This is a genomic window from Lonepinella sp. BR2474 (genome assembly GCF_051851555.1).
GTDB lineage: Bacteria > Pseudomonadota > Gammaproteobacteria > Enterobacterales > Pasteurellaceae > Lonepinella.
Genome location: NZ_JBPDVH010000007.1, coordinates 15013 through 31299, shown reverse-complemented (window position 1 = coordinate 31299; position 16287 = coordinate 15013). Strand labels below are relative to the sequence as shown.

Annotated in this window: 13 protein-coding genes and 1 pseudogene; 5 read left to right on the top strand and 9 right to left on the bottom strand. The window is 42.2% G+C overall.

Going from position 1 to position 16287, the window contains the following annotated elements:
* Window positions 1–21 precede the first annotated feature (21 nt).
* From ACTG7Q_RS08735 to ACTG7Q_RS08725, 3 genes are read left to right on the top strand one after another with little or no spacing between them, the layout of a single operon-like run.
* Window positions 22–726, top strand: coding sequence for a hypothetical protein (locus tag ACTG7Q_RS08735; protein ID WP_439242919.1), 705 nt, complete (start codon window positions 22–24; stop codon window positions 724–726).
* Window positions 727–735: 9 nt separating this feature from the next.
* The gene (locus ACTG7Q_RS08730) at window positions 736–1224 is read left to right on the top strand and encodes a hypothetical protein (RefSeq protein ID WP_439242917.1); all 489 of its coding nucleotides are present in this window, start codon (window positions 736–738) and stop codon (window positions 1222–1224) included.
* Window positions 1225–1284: 60 nt separating this feature from the next.
* The gene (locus ACTG7Q_RS08725; protein ID WP_439242915.1) at window positions 1285–2766 is read left to right on the top strand and encodes a VWA domain-containing protein; all 1482 of its coding nucleotides are present in this window, start codon (window positions 1285–1287) and stop codon (window positions 2764–2766) included.
* A 156-nt stretch (window positions 2767–2922) separates the two neighbouring features.
* Here ACTG7Q_RS08725 and ACTG7Q_RS08720 read toward each other — a convergent pair whose 3' ends face one another.
* From ACTG7Q_RS08720 to ACTG7Q_RS08705, 4 genes are read right to left on the bottom strand one after another with little or no spacing between them, the layout of a single operon-like run.
* Window positions 2923–4302 (bottom strand): efflux transporter outer membrane subunit, encoded by a 1380-nt coding sequence (locus tag ACTG7Q_RS08720; RefSeq protein ID WP_439242913.1) that lies wholly within the window; start codon window positions 4300–4302, stop codon window positions 2923–2925.
* Between the two features lie 15 nt (window positions 4303–4317).
* A complete protein-coding gene (locus ACTG7Q_RS08715; protein WP_439242911.1) occupies window positions 4318–5436 on the bottom strand; it encodes an ABC transporter permease in 1119 nt (372 codons plus the stop codon).
* On the bottom strand, window positions 5436–8153 hold the full coding sequence (gene rbbA, locus ACTG7Q_RS08710) for a ribosome-associated ATPase/putative transporter RbbA (RefSeq protein WP_439242909.1): 2718 nt from the start codon (window positions 8151–8153) through the stop codon (window positions 5436–5438). The genes ACTG7Q_RS08715 and rbbA overlap by 1 nt, the downstream gene beginning before the upstream one ends.
* 3 nt (window positions 8154–8156) lie before the next feature.
* Window positions 8157–9128 carry an HlyD family secretion protein gene (locus ACTG7Q_RS08705; protein ID WP_439242907.1) on the bottom strand — a complete coding sequence of 324 codons (972 nt, stop codon included), beginning with the start codon at window positions 9126–9128 and terminating at the stop codon, window positions 8157–8159.
* 153 nt (window positions 9129–9281) lie between these two features.
* Here ACTG7Q_RS08705 and ACTG7Q_RS08700 point away from each other — a divergent pair, with 153 nt between their 5' ends.
* On the top strand, window positions 9282–9833 hold the full coding sequence (locus tag ACTG7Q_RS08700; protein WP_439242905.1) for a TetR/AcrR family transcriptional regulator: 552 nt from the start codon (window positions 9282–9284) through the stop codon (window positions 9831–9833).
* Between the two features lie 70 nt (window positions 9834–9903).
* Here the strand turns inward: ACTG7Q_RS08700 and ACTG7Q_RS08695 are convergent, their stop codons facing one another.
* The gene (locus ACTG7Q_RS08695; RefSeq protein ID WP_439242903.1) at window positions 9904–11268 is read right to left on the bottom strand and encodes a patatin-like phospholipase family protein; all 1365 of its coding nucleotides are present in this window, start codon (window positions 11266–11268) and stop codon (window positions 9904–9906) included.
* Between the two features lie 339 nt (window positions 11269–11607).
* Between ACTG7Q_RS08695 and ACTG7Q_RS08690 the strand changes: the two are divergent.
* Window positions 11608–11918: pseudogene (locus ACTG7Q_RS08690) on the top strand (sulfite reductase subunit alpha); the annotation flags it as partial.
* A gap of 5 nt (window positions 11919–11923) precedes the next feature.
* Here the strand turns inward: ACTG7Q_RS08690 and ACTG7Q_RS08685 are convergent.
* From ACTG7Q_RS08685 to leuC, 4 genes are all read right to left on the bottom strand, one after another.
* Window positions 11924–12847 carry a DMT family transporter gene (locus ACTG7Q_RS08685; protein ID WP_439242901.1) on the bottom strand — a complete coding sequence of 308 codons (924 nt, stop codon included), beginning with the start codon at window positions 12845–12847 and terminating at the stop codon, window positions 11924–11926.
* 114 nt (window positions 12848–12961) lie between these two features.
* Complete coding sequence (locus tag ACTG7Q_RS08680; protein ID WP_439242899.1) at window positions 12962–13957, bottom strand: amidohydrolase family protein; 996 nt, start codon at window positions 13955–13957, stop codon at window positions 12962–12964.
* A 281-nt stretch (window positions 13958–14238) separates the two neighbouring features.
* Complete coding sequence (leuD, locus tag ACTG7Q_RS08675; protein ID WP_439242897.1) at window positions 14239–14841, bottom strand: 3-isopropylmalate dehydratase small subunit; 603 nt, start codon at window positions 14839–14841, stop codon at window positions 14239–14241.
* 18 nt (window positions 14842–14859) lie between these two features.
* Window positions 14860–16269 carry a 3-isopropylmalate dehydratase large subunit gene (gene leuC, locus ACTG7Q_RS08670; RefSeq protein ID WP_439242895.1) on the bottom strand — a complete coding sequence of 470 codons (1410 nt, stop codon included), beginning with the start codon at window positions 16267–16269 and terminating at the stop codon, window positions 14860–14862.
* Between the last annotated feature and the right edge of the window lie 18 nt (window positions 16270–16287).

The following is a 16287-nucleotide window of genomic DNA, read 5'->3' as shown; positions in this document are numbered from 1 at the left end:
CTTTAACTAAGGATGGAAGCGATGAACTTCAAAACAATTAAAAAATTTGCACTTGCAGTTTCTATTTCACTTGCCTTGGCGGGCTGTCAGGCGGGAGGCGCAAGCTCAGAGAGTGAATTAGAGCAGGCTTATGGAAAAAATGGTGGAGATACCAGTTTCTTTAGTAACAGTACTGTACAGGCTTGTGCTGTTGGGGCATTGGGTGGTGCAGTTGTTGGGGCGCTTGCTTGTCTCAATAAGAATCCTGCAGTTTGTGCTGCCATTGGTGCAGTTGCCGGTTGTGGTGTGGGCGCAGGTGCGGATAAGTACTTTGAAGTGCAAAAAGAACAATACAAAAATAAAGAAGATCGTATTAATGCCGATATTGCTGATGTGAGAAAAGACACTCAACAAGTGCAAAAATTAACGGCCGCAACAAAATCTGTGTTAAGCCGTAATAACCAAGAATTAGCTCAGCTGAAAAAAGATCTCAAAAATAATAAAATCAAACAAGCGGATGCACAACAACAATTGGCGAAAATTGATGCAAATATTGCTTATGCGAAAAAACAATTGTCTGGTATGCAAAATAAACAGCAACAATGGGAAGAACTGGCTAAAAAAGAAAAAATGGAGGGAGCCAAGACAGCTAAGTTAGATGCTGAAATCAAAAAACTCCAAAAAGACATTAAATCATACGAAACATTAATTGCATCAACCAGTACACAACGTAGTGCATTAGGTTAAGGAGAACTTATGAAATTACTTAAATTACCCGCATTGGCAGCCTTGATTGCCGTAGGCTTGACAGGTTGTTCCGCCACGCCAGAAGAATGTGATCCTCATCAACAACAAAGTTTGTTTACCAAAATGGCCTGTGCAAATGGTGGGGGCTATGATCAACGCATTAACAATAAAGAGGCGGAGTTAGCCAATGCCGAGTCTGAAAATAGTGCTTCTCGCCAAACCTATTCTAAGGTGAAAGCACAACAACAGGCAGCCAGTGCGAAAGTGAGCAGCACTAAGGCGCAAGTGGCAAAATCCAAAGCGACCACTGCATCACTAAAATCTCAGGTGAGTAAGAAACAACAAACCAAACAACAGGTTGATCAACAAATTAGTCAGTTACAAAAACAAATCGGCACGGTGCAAAACAGCGGTAAATCGGATGCTGAAAAACAAGCTGAAATTCAACGTTTACAACAAAAAGTTAACGCCTTGAAACAAACTGCAACTGATTTATAATCTTCGCTTAACGTACGGTGAGACTATTCACCGTACGTTTTTACAATCAAAGGGATCCTTATGCAACGACTTGCCCGAACCGTACTCAATGAGCCGCAAAAAAGTGCGGTGGAAATTTTAAAACATTTTTCCGTCACCCGTCAGCTATTGAATCGCCATTTACCTCCTAGCACCCTGACTATTTTTGCAGAACCGCTTGTCAAGGAACAAAAAAACGCAGCCGTAGAAAATGGCGCCACCGCAGAAAATACACAAACCGTCGTAGAGTGGTATTCGACATTACAAGGTCAGCCTATCAAAGTCGTACCACCTTTGCCTGCGGATTTACAACATAAGATTGATAGTCGCCTCAAATCCATTGAGCAACTGTTTGTCCAAATTAAGGGAACATTATCTCCCGAACAACAAGCGCAAGTTCAAGGCTTATTGGATGGTGCGGGTTATGATGGCATCGAAGTCTATCAAATTAATGATGAACCCGTGGTGACTGGATGGGGGATTGGTAAACCGAAACCTAAACCTGCACCCATAGCCGCTACGCCTGTTGCTGCCCCAGTAGCCACAACCTATGTCATGACGCCACATCGTTGCTGTTGTTGGTTACTGCCATTATTTTTGCTTTTATTGGGATTCCTCGCATGGTGGTTCTATTTCAGAACGCCAGAATTGCCCGTACAAGAACCCGTGACACCGCCTGAAGTGGTGCAACCGAAAGAAGAACCAAAAGCCGAGGAACCAAAGGTAGAGGAGCCGAAAGTTGAGGAACCAAAAGTCGAAGAACCGAAAGTCGAGGAGCCTGTAGTGGAAGAACCGCCAGTCGTGCCAGCTCCAGAACCAGAGCCACCTCCGGCAGTTGAGCCAGAATGTGAAGATTCAACTGATACAACTGAACCGAATAAAATGGTGATTGTGTTTGATAACTCGCCGTCGATGTTACTTTCCTTAAAAGAAGCTAAGTTTATTAAGCAGTTAGAAAAACGTATCAAACAGGGTGGACAGATTACACGAGCAGAAGAACGTCGTGCTTATCGTCATCCAAATCGCTTAGATCAAGCCAAGCCTGCAGCAGCCTCGATTATTGATAAATTAGGCGATAATATGGATATTGGTTTAGTGGCATTACAATCTTGTCCGAAAGCAACTAACTACGGATTTTATCGTCCAAATAAACGTGCTGCGTTAAAACAAAAAATTAATAAATTACATCCAGTTCAAACGGGGATGACACCGTTGGTGGATGGATTACGTACCGCTAGCAATATGTTGGCAGGGCGTGATCGAGATGATTTCATTTTATTAATTAGTGACGGAGAAGAATCTTGTAATCCATCCGTTAATGTATGTACATTAGCTGCACAAATTCATAAAAAACAGCCAAGATTAAAAATTAATGTGGTGGATATTGGTGGAGCTAAAGCGGCAGACTGTGTGGCAAGGATCACGAATGGGTCGGTCTTTACCGCAAATAATCCAAATGAAGTATCAGAAATGATTAATCAAGCCACACAATCGGTTATTCAAAAAAGCCATTGTAAAAAGTAGCCATGCTATTTGAAAATACCCACCCTAATTTAGGTGGGTATTTTTTATGCGGGTGATCTGTATTCTCGACACAGTAGAGAGGGGAATAGTAGACAAAGTGCGGTGAAAAAACAAAAACATTTTTCACCGCACTATTGTTTTGACAGGAATGGCGTATTACCAACCGCCCCCAAGTGCCTTATACAAACTCACCAAACTCAATGCTTGTTGGCGTTGTGATTGAATTAGCTGATTTTGTACATTGATCGCATTAATACGTGCATTAATCGTACTATCTAAGGTTTTATTACCATTTTGGAACAATTTCACCGCATCATTAGCTTGTTTGTTTGCTTGGGTTAAAGATTGGGCAAATAATTGGCTTTGACGAGCTTGGGTATATTGTTGATGATAGGCATTATCCACTTCGGCTAAACCATTTAATAAGGTTCTGTCGTATTCTAATAAAGCAGATTGCAGTGCCGCATCCGCTTTATCAATATTGGCTTGAATGCGTCCATTGGTGAAAAGTGGTACATTAATGCCCACACTGACCATGGACATCCAGCCTTTCAGTACCGTGTCACCATCCGCTTGCATTTTTCCGCCGTCCGCCATAAAGCTGAGAGAAAAACGTGGGTAGAGATCCGCTTTGGCACTGGCGACTTTGGCCGCTGCAGCATGCACCGAATAACGTTGTGCTTGTAAATCAGGGCGACGTTCTAACCAACCTTCTGGCGTGCTACCTACTGGTGCTTTGGGTAAATTGGCTAAAATATTACGGCTATCTGGTAGCGTAAAACCTTGTGGCACTTCGCCTAATAACACGGCAATAGCTCGCACTTCCGTGGTATATTGCGAGTTGAGCGTAGTTTGTTGTGCTTTAGCTTGTGTGATTTGGGTTTCAATTTCGCTCACTTCGTAAGCGGTTGCTTGCCCCGCATTAAAACGGCCTTTCACATAGCGAGCCAGTTTGTTTAATTCTGCAATTTGTTGATTGCTCGTCACTTGTTGCTGTTGAATCGCACGTGCATTGATATAATGTTGAGCAATATTGCTAGAAATTAACATCTTAGCTGAATAGGCTTGTTGTTGTACTGCGTCACGTTGAAAACGAGCTGCGTCGCTGTCACTGGATTTTTTACCAAAGAAATCAGCTTCCCAACTTGCACTTAAGCCACCGTAACCATTAAGGCCTTTACTTTCACGGTCGGTGCCATACATATTCATATCGCTATAAGAACCGCCACCACTGACACTCCCAGATACATTAATGCCTTTATCGGCTTCTGAATAGTCAGCTCCTGCTTGGGCTTCATTTAAACGGCTTAAAGCTAATTTATAGTCTAGGTTTTGGGCTAATCCTTTATTAATTAAATTGCTTAATACCGGATCATTCCAACTGTTCCACCATTGACTTAAGTCTATTTGAGCGGTGCCTTGTTGGCTAAAATTTACCGGTAAATTCACCGCACTTTCAGTGGATACTTGGGTTTGTTGGCAAGCGGTTAAGCCTAATAACACGGCTGCAACGAGAGTAATTTTAAATTTATTCATTGTGTTTCCTTTTTGTTAGCCTTGTCTTTCTAACATTTTCTTAAAGCGTAATAGGGCGAAGATTAAACAAATTAATGCGACCACTGAAACAGTGAGTAACTTCGTCCATAAAATATCAATACCTGCCCCACGGAAGAGGACATCTTGTGAGAAGTCAGCGAATACGGTGGTTGGCCAGTATTTACTGATTTCTTGTGCGACCACTGGCATGTTGATTCTTGGTGCTGCCGAGCCAGAGAAGAGTAATAACACCATATAAGTTGGCACCACGAGCAAGCTAAATTGCGCCATGGTGGGTGCAATCGTGGCTAACATCACGCCTAAGGAGGAAATCGCAAAGAGAAAGAGTGCTAACCCCACGCCATATAACCACAATTCACCGTTGATCGGCACGTCTAAATACCAGTTCACCACTAATCGCATAGAGATCATGGCCGCTACCCAGTTAACTAATCCGTTGGCGAGAATTTTCGCTAACAGAATTTCTGACGCATTAACCGGCATCACTAACAGATGTTCCATGGTGCCACGCTCACGCTCACGGATCACCGCCGAGCCAACTAACACCATCACCATTAACGCCAACATATCGCCAATTTTCATGGTCGGAACAAATCGCACACTTTCTGCATTGGGGTTATACAATGAGTTAACCACCGCAACCGCCGGTGCGTTACTTGATTTCGCTCCCAGAAATTCGCTGATTTCTTGCGTAATGTAACCTGTTAACATGGTTGAGCCAGCTCCGGCTTGCGTCATCATGGTGGCATCCACTTGCAGATAAAGCTCAGGATGACGTCCCATTAACAGATCTTTTTCAAAGTTCTCTGGAATTTCTAAGGCAAAAATAATTTTATTTTTATCCATTAAGTGATGGGCCTCATCACGTGTCATTTCTACCGGTTTGGTGAAATAAGGTTCTTTAATGGCATCTTGTAAACGATAGCTTAACGCCGATTTATCATGATCAATAATCGCAATGGGTGCAGATTTTACATCATAGGTAATCGCATTGGCTAACATCCCAATCATCACGGTAAACACCATTAAAATGGCAATTAATAACGCCGGTTCGCTAAATAAACTTTTCAGTTCTTTGACGGTGAGCGTAAAGAGAGATTTTAATGCACGCATTACGCCTCCTGTTTTTTCAATTTAATACTGGCAACCATCAGATAAACCAAAGGGAAAATAAGCAACACTAAAAAGTTGTTATGCAAATCTTCAAATGGAATACCTTTGGTAAAGGTGCCTGCACTGATACTTTGGAACCATGACGCAGGGAAGAAATTACTCAGAATTTGAGCCCACCAAGCCATACTGGAAACAGGGTACATCATCCCCGAGAAGTTCATGGTTGGAATCATGGTCGCAATGGCCACAATAAACAATGCGGCGGCTTGTGATTTCATTAAACTGGAAATTAATAAACCAAAGCTAGTGGATGCCCAAATGAAGATCATGGCACCTAAACTTAATACCGCTAAGGAACCTTTTACTGGGACACCAAACCAGAAAATGGCCATGCCCACTAGGATAATATAGTTCACGCCACCCATTAAAATATAGGGGAGCTGTTTACCCAGTAGGAACTGAATCACTTTGGCTGGTGATGAATACAGGTTCATAATGGAGCCGATTTCACGCTCACGCACCACACCGAGTGCGGTCATCATGGCAGGGATCATCATCATGATCATCATCATCAAACTTGGCACCATGGCGTTAACACTTTTTGATTCAGGGTTGTACATCATGCGTGGCACGATATTGATCCCGCCACTGTTGGTGGATGTAGCATATTGTGCATTAAATTGCGACATAATACTGGTGACATAGCCTTGCACCGTAGAAGTATTAGCAGGCAATGAGCCATCAATAAAGAATCCTACTTCTGGCGAACGACCATTTAATAAATCACGCCCAAAGCCAGATGGAATTTCAACCACGACTTCCACGCCAGCACGTTTTAACACTAAGTTTAAATCATCACGTGAATGAATGGTGGCTTGTAAATCAAAATAGCCAGATCCTGTAAAGGTTTGAATTAACGCTCGGCTTTCTGGGCTTTGATCTTGATCGTAAACCCCAAAACGCATTTCACCCACGTCGAAAGAAATCGCCCAACCCGTGGCCATAAGTAAAACAATCGGGCCAAAAATGGCGAACATTAAACGGATTTTATCTCGGGCTAATTCTTTTGCCTCACGCACCGCAAAGGCCCAAGTCATCAGGAAGAAATACATTAACGCATTTTGTTTTTTCACTGGCTTGGTTTCCGTTACGACATTATTTGTCTTACCGTCCGCTTTTTCAATGGTATTTTCCGGTTCGGCAATGAGCAAATATTGAATAAAAGCCTCTTCTAAACTGTTAGAATGATGTTCATCAATCAGTTCTTGTGGCGTACCGAGAGCCAGTACGTTGCCTTTGTGCATCAGCGACAAACGGTCACAATACATGGCCTCATTCATAAAGTGCGTGGTCACGAAAATGGTGATTTTATCTTCACGAGAAAGTTTAATCAGCATTTCCCAGAACATATCCCGAGCAGCAGGATCCACTCCTGAGGTCGGTTCATCCAAAATTAACACTTCTGGACTATGCAAACAGGCACAGGCTAATTGTAAACGTTGACGAATCCCCAAAGGTAATGCAGAAGGCAGCGTGTCCGCCATTTCCGTTAATTGGAAATATTCGAGTGTTTGTTTAATCGCACTTTCGCTTTTACGGCCAAGTTCGTATAATTTTGCGTGTAATTCGAGATTATCTCTGACGGTTAATTCTTCGTACAGTGAAAAAGCCTGCGACATGTAGCCGACTCGTTTTTTAATCGCATTTGAGCCAGCCTCAATGGATTCGCCTAATAATTGTGCGGTACCGCTAGTGGGTTCAATCAGACCAGTGAGCATTTTCATGGTGGTGGATTTGCCACAGCCATTGGAACCTAAAAAACCAAAGATTTCGCCTTTTTCGATTTCAAAAGACACCTTGTTCACCGACGTGAAATCCCCAAATTTTTTGGTTAAATCCGAGGCTTGCATGGCTAACGGTGAATTAGGATCGGATTCAAATGGCGGCAAGACCAAACCATTTTCGCTACCTCGTTTATCTTCTGGCAACATTTTCACATAGGCCACTTCAAGGGAATCTGTGTTGTAGCGATCCAGTACGGCGTTGGTTTTATCGTTTTCCAGAATTTTGCCGTCGTCCATAGCAATCAGATACTCAAAACCTTGTGCCTCGTCAATATAAGCGGTGGCGACGATCACGGTCATTTCGCTCATTTCGGCACGTAGATTATCCACTAACGCCCAGAATTGACGGCGAGATAATGGGTCAACGCCGGTGGTGGGTTCATCTAAAATAAGCAAATCAGGACTATGCACTAACGCACAGCAAAGACTGAGTTTTTGTTTCATACCGCCAGAAAGTTTACCCGCTGCACGGTCGCCAAAGGGAGCTAATCCCGTAGCCTGCAATAAACGTTGGGTGCGATCACCCAGTTCTTTTTTGCTTAAACCAAACAGATCCGCATGAAACTCAATATTTTCTTTAATGGTGAGCGTTGGATAGAGGTTTTTCCCCAACCCTTGTGGCATAAACGCAATGCGAGGTAACGCACTTTCTCGTGGCGCCGTTTTTGCCATATCGCAGTCCAGCACTTGCACCGAACCTTGTTGAATAATTTTCACCCCTGCAATAATCGAAAGCAAGGTAGATTTTCCCACCCCGTCAGGCCCGACAAGCCCAACGGTTGACCCCTTGGTGATTTCTAAGGAAACGTCTTTTAACGCTTCATTATCACCATAGCAGTGCGTGAGATGTTGAATAGAAACAGCGACGGTCATGAATTACTCCTGTGGTAATTTAACCGCTAAATGACTTGCCCAATCACTGTTATCTAAACGTACATAACCATTACCGGCCATACCCCCTTTCAGTAAGCCTTGATATTTGGTGGCCACATCGGCAGGGACTTTAAGTTTAATTTTAAACATAAATTTGGTCCGTTCCGCTAAGGTTTCCACGGATTTCGGGGTAAATTGTGATTGTGTCGCAATTTGGCTCACCACCGCAGGGAATACCGCCTCCACGCCGTCTAACACAATACGAGCCTCATCACCGACTTTGATTTTCGCCATATCCGTCGCAGGAACAAAAATATACATTGAGACATCCGTCGGATCGAGCAAACTCGCCACTCGGCTACCCGCAGCAACCACGTTACCTTCATCCACAAAACGGTACTCAATGACACCCGCATAAGGCGTACGAATAATCATATCATCAGTCACCGAGGTTGCTTGGGCGATTTGGGTTTCCGCCACTTCAACGTTACGTTGAATTTCGGCTAAACTGGCAGTGGCAGATTTCACTTTTGCCACCGCTGCATCACGATCCGCTTGACGGCGAGCTACTTCTGAGGCAGACACTAAGCCATCTTTACGCAATTTCAACGCATTGTCTAATTCTAATTGCGCCACTTTTTGTTGCTGTTGCGCTGCTTGAATATCCGCTTGCGCACGGGCAATGGTTTCTTGTGCTTTTTGTTTGTTTGCTTTCGCTTGATCCACTTGGCTCGTTGAGGTTTCAGAGGCAAGTTCGGCGATCAAGTCATTGACATGCACATATTGCCCTTCTTCCACCGCCACGGTTTTCACCCGACCCGCATATAAACTTTGCAAGTCGATACGTTTCAATTCCAAACGCCCATTACTGGCCGCCAGATTTGACACTTCGACTTTGGATTGTTGAGATTGATAATAGTAATAACCACCGCCAGCAAGGGCAAGTAAGATAATTAATATAAGGATTTTTTTCATTCGTGTTACCTATCATTTATGGCCTAAAAAATTGCGGAAATTATAACCTATCCTCTTTTTTATACAATCAACAATATTTTAACAAAAGTTATGTTATGATAACAAAATTGATAATATGTGTGCATAACGCAGAAAAAGACAAAGGTAATTGGCATGACAGAACAAGCAGATTTACGTGTACAGCGTTCTCAATATTATATTCAACAAGCCCTTGTGACTTTATTAAAAGACAAATCCTTTACCGATATTTCCGTTCAAGATATTTTAGACAAAGCCATGGTTAACCGGAGTACGTTTTATCGTCATTATTCCGGTAAAACGGATTTAGCCGCTAAAATGATCGCCGAATTTAAACAACTCTTAGCCGAAAGAATGGAGCAACGTTTAGAGAGTAAAAATCTCAATTTATTTTACTTACAGCTGATCCCGCAAATTTGGGACAAACGCGAATTAATTTTAGCCCTCTGGAAAATCGACACACCGAAACTACATCTTTATGCAGATATGCAACAAATGATGAAAGGCTTTTTGCTCGTCCTATTGGAACAAAAACAAGTGGATCCAGAATTCATGGATTATCAAAGCACCATTTTTGCCAAAATGATGTTAGCCAGTGTTCGTTATCACTTTGAACGCAATATTAAACCCGATTTGAAAATGGTATTAATGAAAATACGAGAAGTGATTGATATTATGGATTTTTAGTATGAAAGAGTGCGGTGAAAAAAACATGATTTTTTCACCGCACTTTAATTAGCGGGCGTTCATTGAACCATTATTGGTTTTCTCTACGCAAACGCTGATATTCCTTGGATTGATTAAGTAAAATCCGAGCCGCCTTTTTCAAATCATTAATGTCATCATTCGGTAAATAAAACGTGGTCGGCAAATTCAGCATACGTTGACGAAATTCTGCTTGATCATCAGGCAAATCTCGTAAATTCAGGCTAATAAAATAGATGCCCGCTTTATTACCTTTGACTTTAGCTAATTCCTCATTTCGTGCATCCACCACAGCTCGAAAACGGTTTAAACTGGCTTGTGAAGTTTGTTCAATCGGCACATCAATCACCGCTGTGGCTTGATCGGAAAAGCTCGGTATTTCTGCTTTTTTATCAATTTCTGTGCTAATCTGATTTTGCGCATTCACGCTAATTACAATAATGCGTTTAATGTTGCTGCTTTTTAACCGTTCACGAATGGCACTTTCAGGCGACACTTCTTGGGTTTCTAGCAAACTTTTTATCCCTAAATTATCGGTTAATCCGCCGTCTAATAAATGAATATATGGTCGATCTTCGCTGTTACCGTATTGTTGTAATTGACGAATATATTGCTGACGGGATTCATTTTGCAAACTGTCAGGCTCGGCATTTAAGGTCGCTTGTAATTCTTTTGGTAATTGATAATGACAGTTTCCGCCATTATTATTCAAGGTCAATGGTGAAAATACCAGTGGCACTGCACTAGAGGCGGCTACTGCTCGAGCAAGCGGTAATTTCGCTAAATCCAGACACATGGTATCAAATTGTTCTTGGGTAAAATCTAAGCGTCGACCAATCGACATATCTGTTGCACTGATCACGGCAAACGGGCCTTTGCGTGCGGTGGCTAAATCCCCAAAGGTTTTATTTCCAAAGAGCGTATTTTCAAATTGTTCTTGCAATAAATCACCCCGTCCGAATTCGGGCGAAAATAAACGTGGCATATTGGCAAAAGACAGGGTTTGGTTCACCATTAATTTTTGGAAATTTTGCTTTAAGAATTTTTTCTCAAAATTCGGAATGGTTTCTTTGCCGTAAAGCGAATAATAAATCGCTAAGACGGAACCGCCAGACACGCCGTATACCATATCCACATGCTCAATTAAGTTTGTGTTTTTACCGTCTAAGGTGATGGGGTGACTATTTAATTCTTCTAGCACGCCATAACCAAAAGCCGCCGCTCTTGTGCCGCCACCAGAAAACATAATCGCTACAATGGTTTGATCATTGAATTTATCTTGCATCACTTTTTGAATGCGATAGCCTTTGCTCATATCCACTTGGTCAATGGTGGCTAACGGTTGATATTGCACGGCATTACAGGCAGTGAGAAAAAGGAGTGCGCTGATAAAAGCCAGTTTATGGGGTAATGTCATTGAGCATGTTCCTAAAATATTTTGAGGGTAGTATAGCAGAAAGCAAACCCACTGATAATAGACTTTTCATATTCACCTTGAAAACCCTTATTCCATTCATAGGCAGTGATTATGTACATTTTTATAAATTTTTTAACTAACAGCAACAGATTATTTCTGTTGTTATATGGCTTTCTTATATGATTTAAGCTGATTTCTATTTTTCCAATATCATGGTGTGCTGAAAACGAATATCAAGTCTATACACCAGTGGTTACATCAATTAGGCTTAGATTCTATTGCCACCGCAACGGACGCAAACCGTAATGTACTTTGTACTTCCAATTCAGTGGAAGGCAAATACGTTATCAAGATGAAGATCACGAGCGGCAAGGTTGTGCTTCCCATTATCTTGCGGAACGTGCGGAAGAAGATGGTGCGGTAGGGGTTTTCGTGGAGCAGAATAATAATTTTAGATTGCCAGAAAATAGTGGCACCCCGATTATTATGATTGGTGCGGGTACGGGCATTGCACCGTTCCGAGCCTTTTTACAAAAGCGTGCAGCCGATGAAGCCACGAGAAAATTTATGTACAAGATAAAATTCGTGAAAATGCTGCGGATATTTGGCAATGGTTGCAAAATGGCTCACATATTTATGTGTGCGGTGATTTTTTTTAATATAATCGAATAATGGCAATGCCAGTGAGTAACAGAGCTAATCCAATAAATTGTATAAGCTGTAATGGTTTTTTCACTGCACCTAATATACCGAAGTGGTCAATACATTGGCTACCAATAATCATACCGGCTAAGGCAAAGATCACCGTTTGACCGGTGCCCAATTCTGGCACTAGCAACACGTTGCCAAACACAAACAATGCCCCTAGCGAACCGCCAAACCATACCCAAATAGGAAGTTTTGCTTTTGCCGCTTGATGTAAGGCAGGCAAAATAGGTTGACGTTGTGCGTTAATAAACAGGAATAAACAGAGGGTTCCCACCGCAAAAGAGATCAGGGCAGAGAGTAATGGTGAATGTAATTCATGGCCTAAGGCACCATTGATAGCGGTTTGCATAGCGCCCATGCCACCTGCCACAATCCCGATAATTCGCCATAACCAAAGGGAAGATGTTGTTTGCGGTGTGTGAGACATTTTAGGGCGACGCACGACCAGAAAAATACCGCTTAACAATAAAATTGCCCCCAGTAAACGGCTTAAACTAAAGGCATATTGTGGGGTATGAAATAAACCAAAGTGATCGATAATCAGGCCCATGGACACTTGCCCGAGAATCACCATAATCACCGTTTGCACACCACCTAAATGCGGAAATAGCAAAATATTGGTGGTCAACGCAATGGTGCCTAAAAAACCACCAAGCCACATCCAAAGGGGGGTATTGGCGATGGTTTGCGTATCAGCGAGAAAAGATTGAGTACTCACTAAGCCAAAGCAAAACAAGCAGAGGGTACCCACTAAAAAAGAAATATTGGAGGCAATAAAAGGCGATCCCACCGCAAGGCGTAATTTTGCATTGATCGCCGTTTGTAATGCAATGCCTGCCCCAATGAATAAGGCAAAACTAATCCACAACATGATGTCATCCTGATCTCGGTTAAATGAAATGATGAGATTATTTTACTGCGAAAAAGAAAAAAATTCAGGGGATTTTATGAAAAAGATCCCCTGAATAAAAAGGATAAACGGCGATTATTTAATCGGATCTAAACCTAATACTTTACGCCCATTAATACTGGCAATATTGACCATTTCTTCTAAATTTGGGAAACGGCAACCGGCGGCTAACAAGCTAAGTTCCTGCCACATATCCCCCTCGCATAACGGCACCATGTAGTCACAAATATTATCCGTACCAATGGCAACCGTGATCCCCTCTGGAATCATTTCATCAGCGGGCGTTAAGGCATTATGGAATGGCATCAATTCTTCTTTGCGGTTACTATCAATCCATGCCATCGGACAAGCGATCATCATCATTTGTGCCTCACGCATTTTTTGATACAAATTGTAGCGGTAAGTTTTTGAATGGGCACCAATCGAAATTCCATGAATGGCGACGACACGTCCTTGCATACCATGCTCAATGGTTTTATCACAAAGTTGCTCGGTTTCTTTTTCTTTTGGGGTATTAAATTGATCCACGTGAACATGGCACATAATCCCTAGCGATTTGGCTTTATCCAGTAAAATATCCATGGCCTCTAAACCACGACCATAATCTAATTCATCACGATAAGGCAAGCCACCGATCATATCCACCATGTCTGAACCAATATCAAACCATTTTCTTGCGGTTGGCTCAATCACCCCTTTTAAGGTTTGGTTGGCAAATTTCAACACAATGTCGCTTTTATACACTTCTCGAGCTTTATGTGCCGCAATAATCGCCCGATCTTCACAGACGGGATCAATATCCACGAATGTTCCAAACGCCGTAACCCCTTGCGAAATCATCAGCTCAATAGCTTGACTAAAACGTGCATAATAATGCTCCACCGTGGAGGTGCGTTTAACTTCATCCACCAGATCCCATTTTTGTTGCAGATTACAGTTATGATAAATACTGATTTTTTCCGGTGTCATGGTAAAAGCACGGTCGGCATGAGCATGGGCGTTGACCCAACCGCCTTTTTTGATAATTTCATCTCTTATATAGGTTTTAAAGCTACGAACATGATTTTTCATAAGGATTCCATAATGATAGATGTGAAGTGAGCGGATAGGAAATGCGTATTAATAGAAAATAAACCGCTTATCAATGAGCATGTATTGATAAATAGGGTGGGAATGTTATAAAAAATTCGCTGATTTTTCATTAATAACATACTGTTCTAGTCCGAGTTGATACTAGAAAAGTAGTATAAAACTTTATGGGGAAAAAGGCTAGTATTAATCAGAAAATTACCTGAAAAAACACCGCAGTTTTTGGATTTTTCCATTAAACTGCGGTGTTTTTTTATTGATTTTTAACGCAAAAATGCGGGAATTTTACTTTCGTATTCCGCAATTTTGTCTTCGTGTTGCAAGGTTAACCCGATATTATCTAAGCCATTTAATAAGCAATGACGGCGAAATTCGTCTAGTTCAAAATGATAGACTTTATCGCCAGTGGTTACGGTCATAGCCTCCAGATCAATTTGAATTTCTTTGCCTGTATTCGCCCAGACCCATTGAAAAATTTCTTCGACTTCTTGTTCGCTTAAACGTACTGGTAGCATGTGATTGTTTAAGCTGTTGTTATAGAAAATATCCGCAAAGCTCGGGGCGATCATCGCTTTGAAACCATAATCTGCTAATGCCCATGGGGCGTGTTCACGTGAAGATCCACAACCTAAATTTTTGCGAGCCAATAAAATGGTGGCTCCTTGATATTGTGGATAGTTCAACACAAATTCAGGGTTGGCTTGAGTGCCGTCGGCGTCCAAATAACGCCATTCGTGAAATAAATGTTTGCCAAACCCAACACGAGTAATGGCTTGTAAAAATTGTTTTGGAATAATTGCATCCGTATCTACGTTCGCCGCATCAAGTGGCACAACCAGACCAGAAAGTTGTTTAAATCCTGCCATGTTTTGCTCCTTATTGGCTTAGTTTAATGCGATATTACGAATATCAACGAATTTACCAAACACCGCCGCCGCCGCCGCCATCGCAGGGCTAACTAAGTGGGTACGACCGTTTCGACCTTGACGACCCTCAAAGTTACGGTTAGATGTAGATGCACAACGTTCCCATTCACCTAAACGGTCATCATTCATACCTAAACACATGGAGCAACCAGGGTTACGCCATTCTGCACCAGCGGCAATAAAGATTTTGTCTAATCCTTCTTTTTCCGCTTGTTCTTTGACTAATCCCGAACCTGGTACCACAAGTACACGTTTGACATTATCCGCTTTTTTGCGTCCTTTCATTACCGCTGCTGCCGCACGTAAATCTTCAATACGTGAGTTCGTGCAAGATCCAATAAAGACTTGATCCACTTCCACTTTAGTTAAATCGGTATTAGCGTCTAATCCAATGTAGTTTAAGGCTTTTTCTGCTGACGCTCGAGCCACTGGATCCGCCATTTCTTCAGGATTTGGCACCCGTTGATCAATACCAATCACTTGCCCTGGGTTGGTTCCCCAAGTCACTTGTGGTGCAATATCTTTCGCCTCTAAGGTGACTACTGCATCAAATTCGGCATCATCATCGGTTTTTAAGGTTTTCCAATAGGCAATTGCGTCGTCCCAATCTTTGCCTTTCGGTGCGTGTTGGCGATCTTTTAAATAAGCAAAGGTGGTTTCATCGGGTGCAACAAGTCCTGCTTTGGCACCTAATTCAATCGCCATGTTGCAGACGGTCATACGCCCTTCCATGGAAAGATCACGAATGGCTTCACCACAGAACTCGACCACATAACCTGTTCCGCCTGCCATGGTGGTTTTGCCAATAATGGCTAACACAATATCTTTTGCCGTAATCCCTAGGTTGACTTTGCCACGGACTTCAATTTTCATACTTTTGGCACGTGCTTGTTTTAGGGTTTGGGTGGCAAGTACATGTTCGACTTCAGATGTCCCGATCCCAAATGCTAAAGCACCAAATGCACCGTGAGTAGCAGTATGCGAATCACCGCAAACAATGGTCATACCGGGTAAAGTTAAGCCTTGTTCAGGCCCCATAACATGCACGATCCCTTGTTGTTTGGTATTCATATCAAATAATTGAATACCGGTATTTTTGCAGTTTTTGTCTAGCTCAAGCACTTGAATTTTTGCTTGACCTTCAAGTTTATTCACATCACGTACTTGGGTAGAAATACTGTGATCCATGGTGCCAAAGGTTTTATTAACTTGGCGAACTTGACGATTTGCTACACGTAAGCCGTCAAAGGCTTGCGGACTGGTGACTTCATGGATCAAATGGCGGTTAATATACAGAATCGGCGTTTCGCCGTCTGCTTCATACACCACATGGCTGTCGAATAATTTTTGGTAGAGTGTTTTTCCCATTTTTATTTCTCGTTAGGT

Coding starts and splice junctions, on each gene's coding strand:
- ACTG7Q_RS08735 (WP_439242919.1), top strand. CDS start 22: ATGAACTTCAAAACAATTAAAAAATTTGCACTTGCAGTTTCTATTTCA.
- ACTG7Q_RS08730 (WP_439242917.1), top strand. CDS start 736: ATGAAATTACTTAAATTACCCGCATTGGCAGCCTTGATTGCCGTAGGC.
- ACTG7Q_RS08725 (WP_439242915.1), top strand. CDS start 1,285: ATGCAACGACTTGCCCGAACCGTACTCAATGAGCCGCAAAAAAGTGCG.
- ACTG7Q_RS08720 (WP_439242913.1), bottom strand. CDS start 4,302: ATGAATAAATTTAAAATTACTCTCGTTGCAGCCGTGTTATTAGGCTTA.
- ACTG7Q_RS08715 (WP_439242911.1), bottom strand. CDS start 5,436: ATGCGTGCATTAAAATCTCTCTTTACGCTCACCGTCAAAGAACTGAAA.
- rbbA (WP_439242909.1), bottom strand. CDS start 8,153: ATGACCGTCGCTGTTTCTATTCAACATCTCACGCACTGCTATGGTGAT.
- ACTG7Q_RS08705 (WP_439242907.1), bottom strand. CDS start 9,128: ATGAAAAAAATCCTTATATTAATTATCTTACTTGCCCTTGCTGGCGGT.
- ACTG7Q_RS08700 (WP_439242905.1), top strand. CDS start 9,282: ATGACAGAACAAGCAGATTTACGTGTACAGCGTTCTCAATATTATATT.
- ACTG7Q_RS08695 (WP_439242903.1), bottom strand. CDS start 11,268: ATGACATTACCCCATAAACTGGCTTTTATCAGCGCACTCCTTTTTCTC.
- ACTG7Q_RS08685 (WP_439242901.1), bottom strand. CDS start 12,847: ATGTTGTGGATTAGTTTTGCCTTATTCATTGGGGCAGGCATTGCATTA.
- ACTG7Q_RS08680 (WP_439242899.1), bottom strand. CDS start 13,957: ATGAAAAATCATGTTCGTAGCTTTAAAACCTATATAAGAGATGAAATT.
- leuD (WP_439242897.1), bottom strand. CDS start 14,841: ATGGCAGGATTTAAACAACTTTCTGGTCTGGTTGTGCCACTTGATGCG.
- leuC (WP_439242895.1), bottom strand. CDS start 16,269: ATGGGAAAAACACTCTACCAAAAATTATTCGACAGCCATGTGGTGTAT.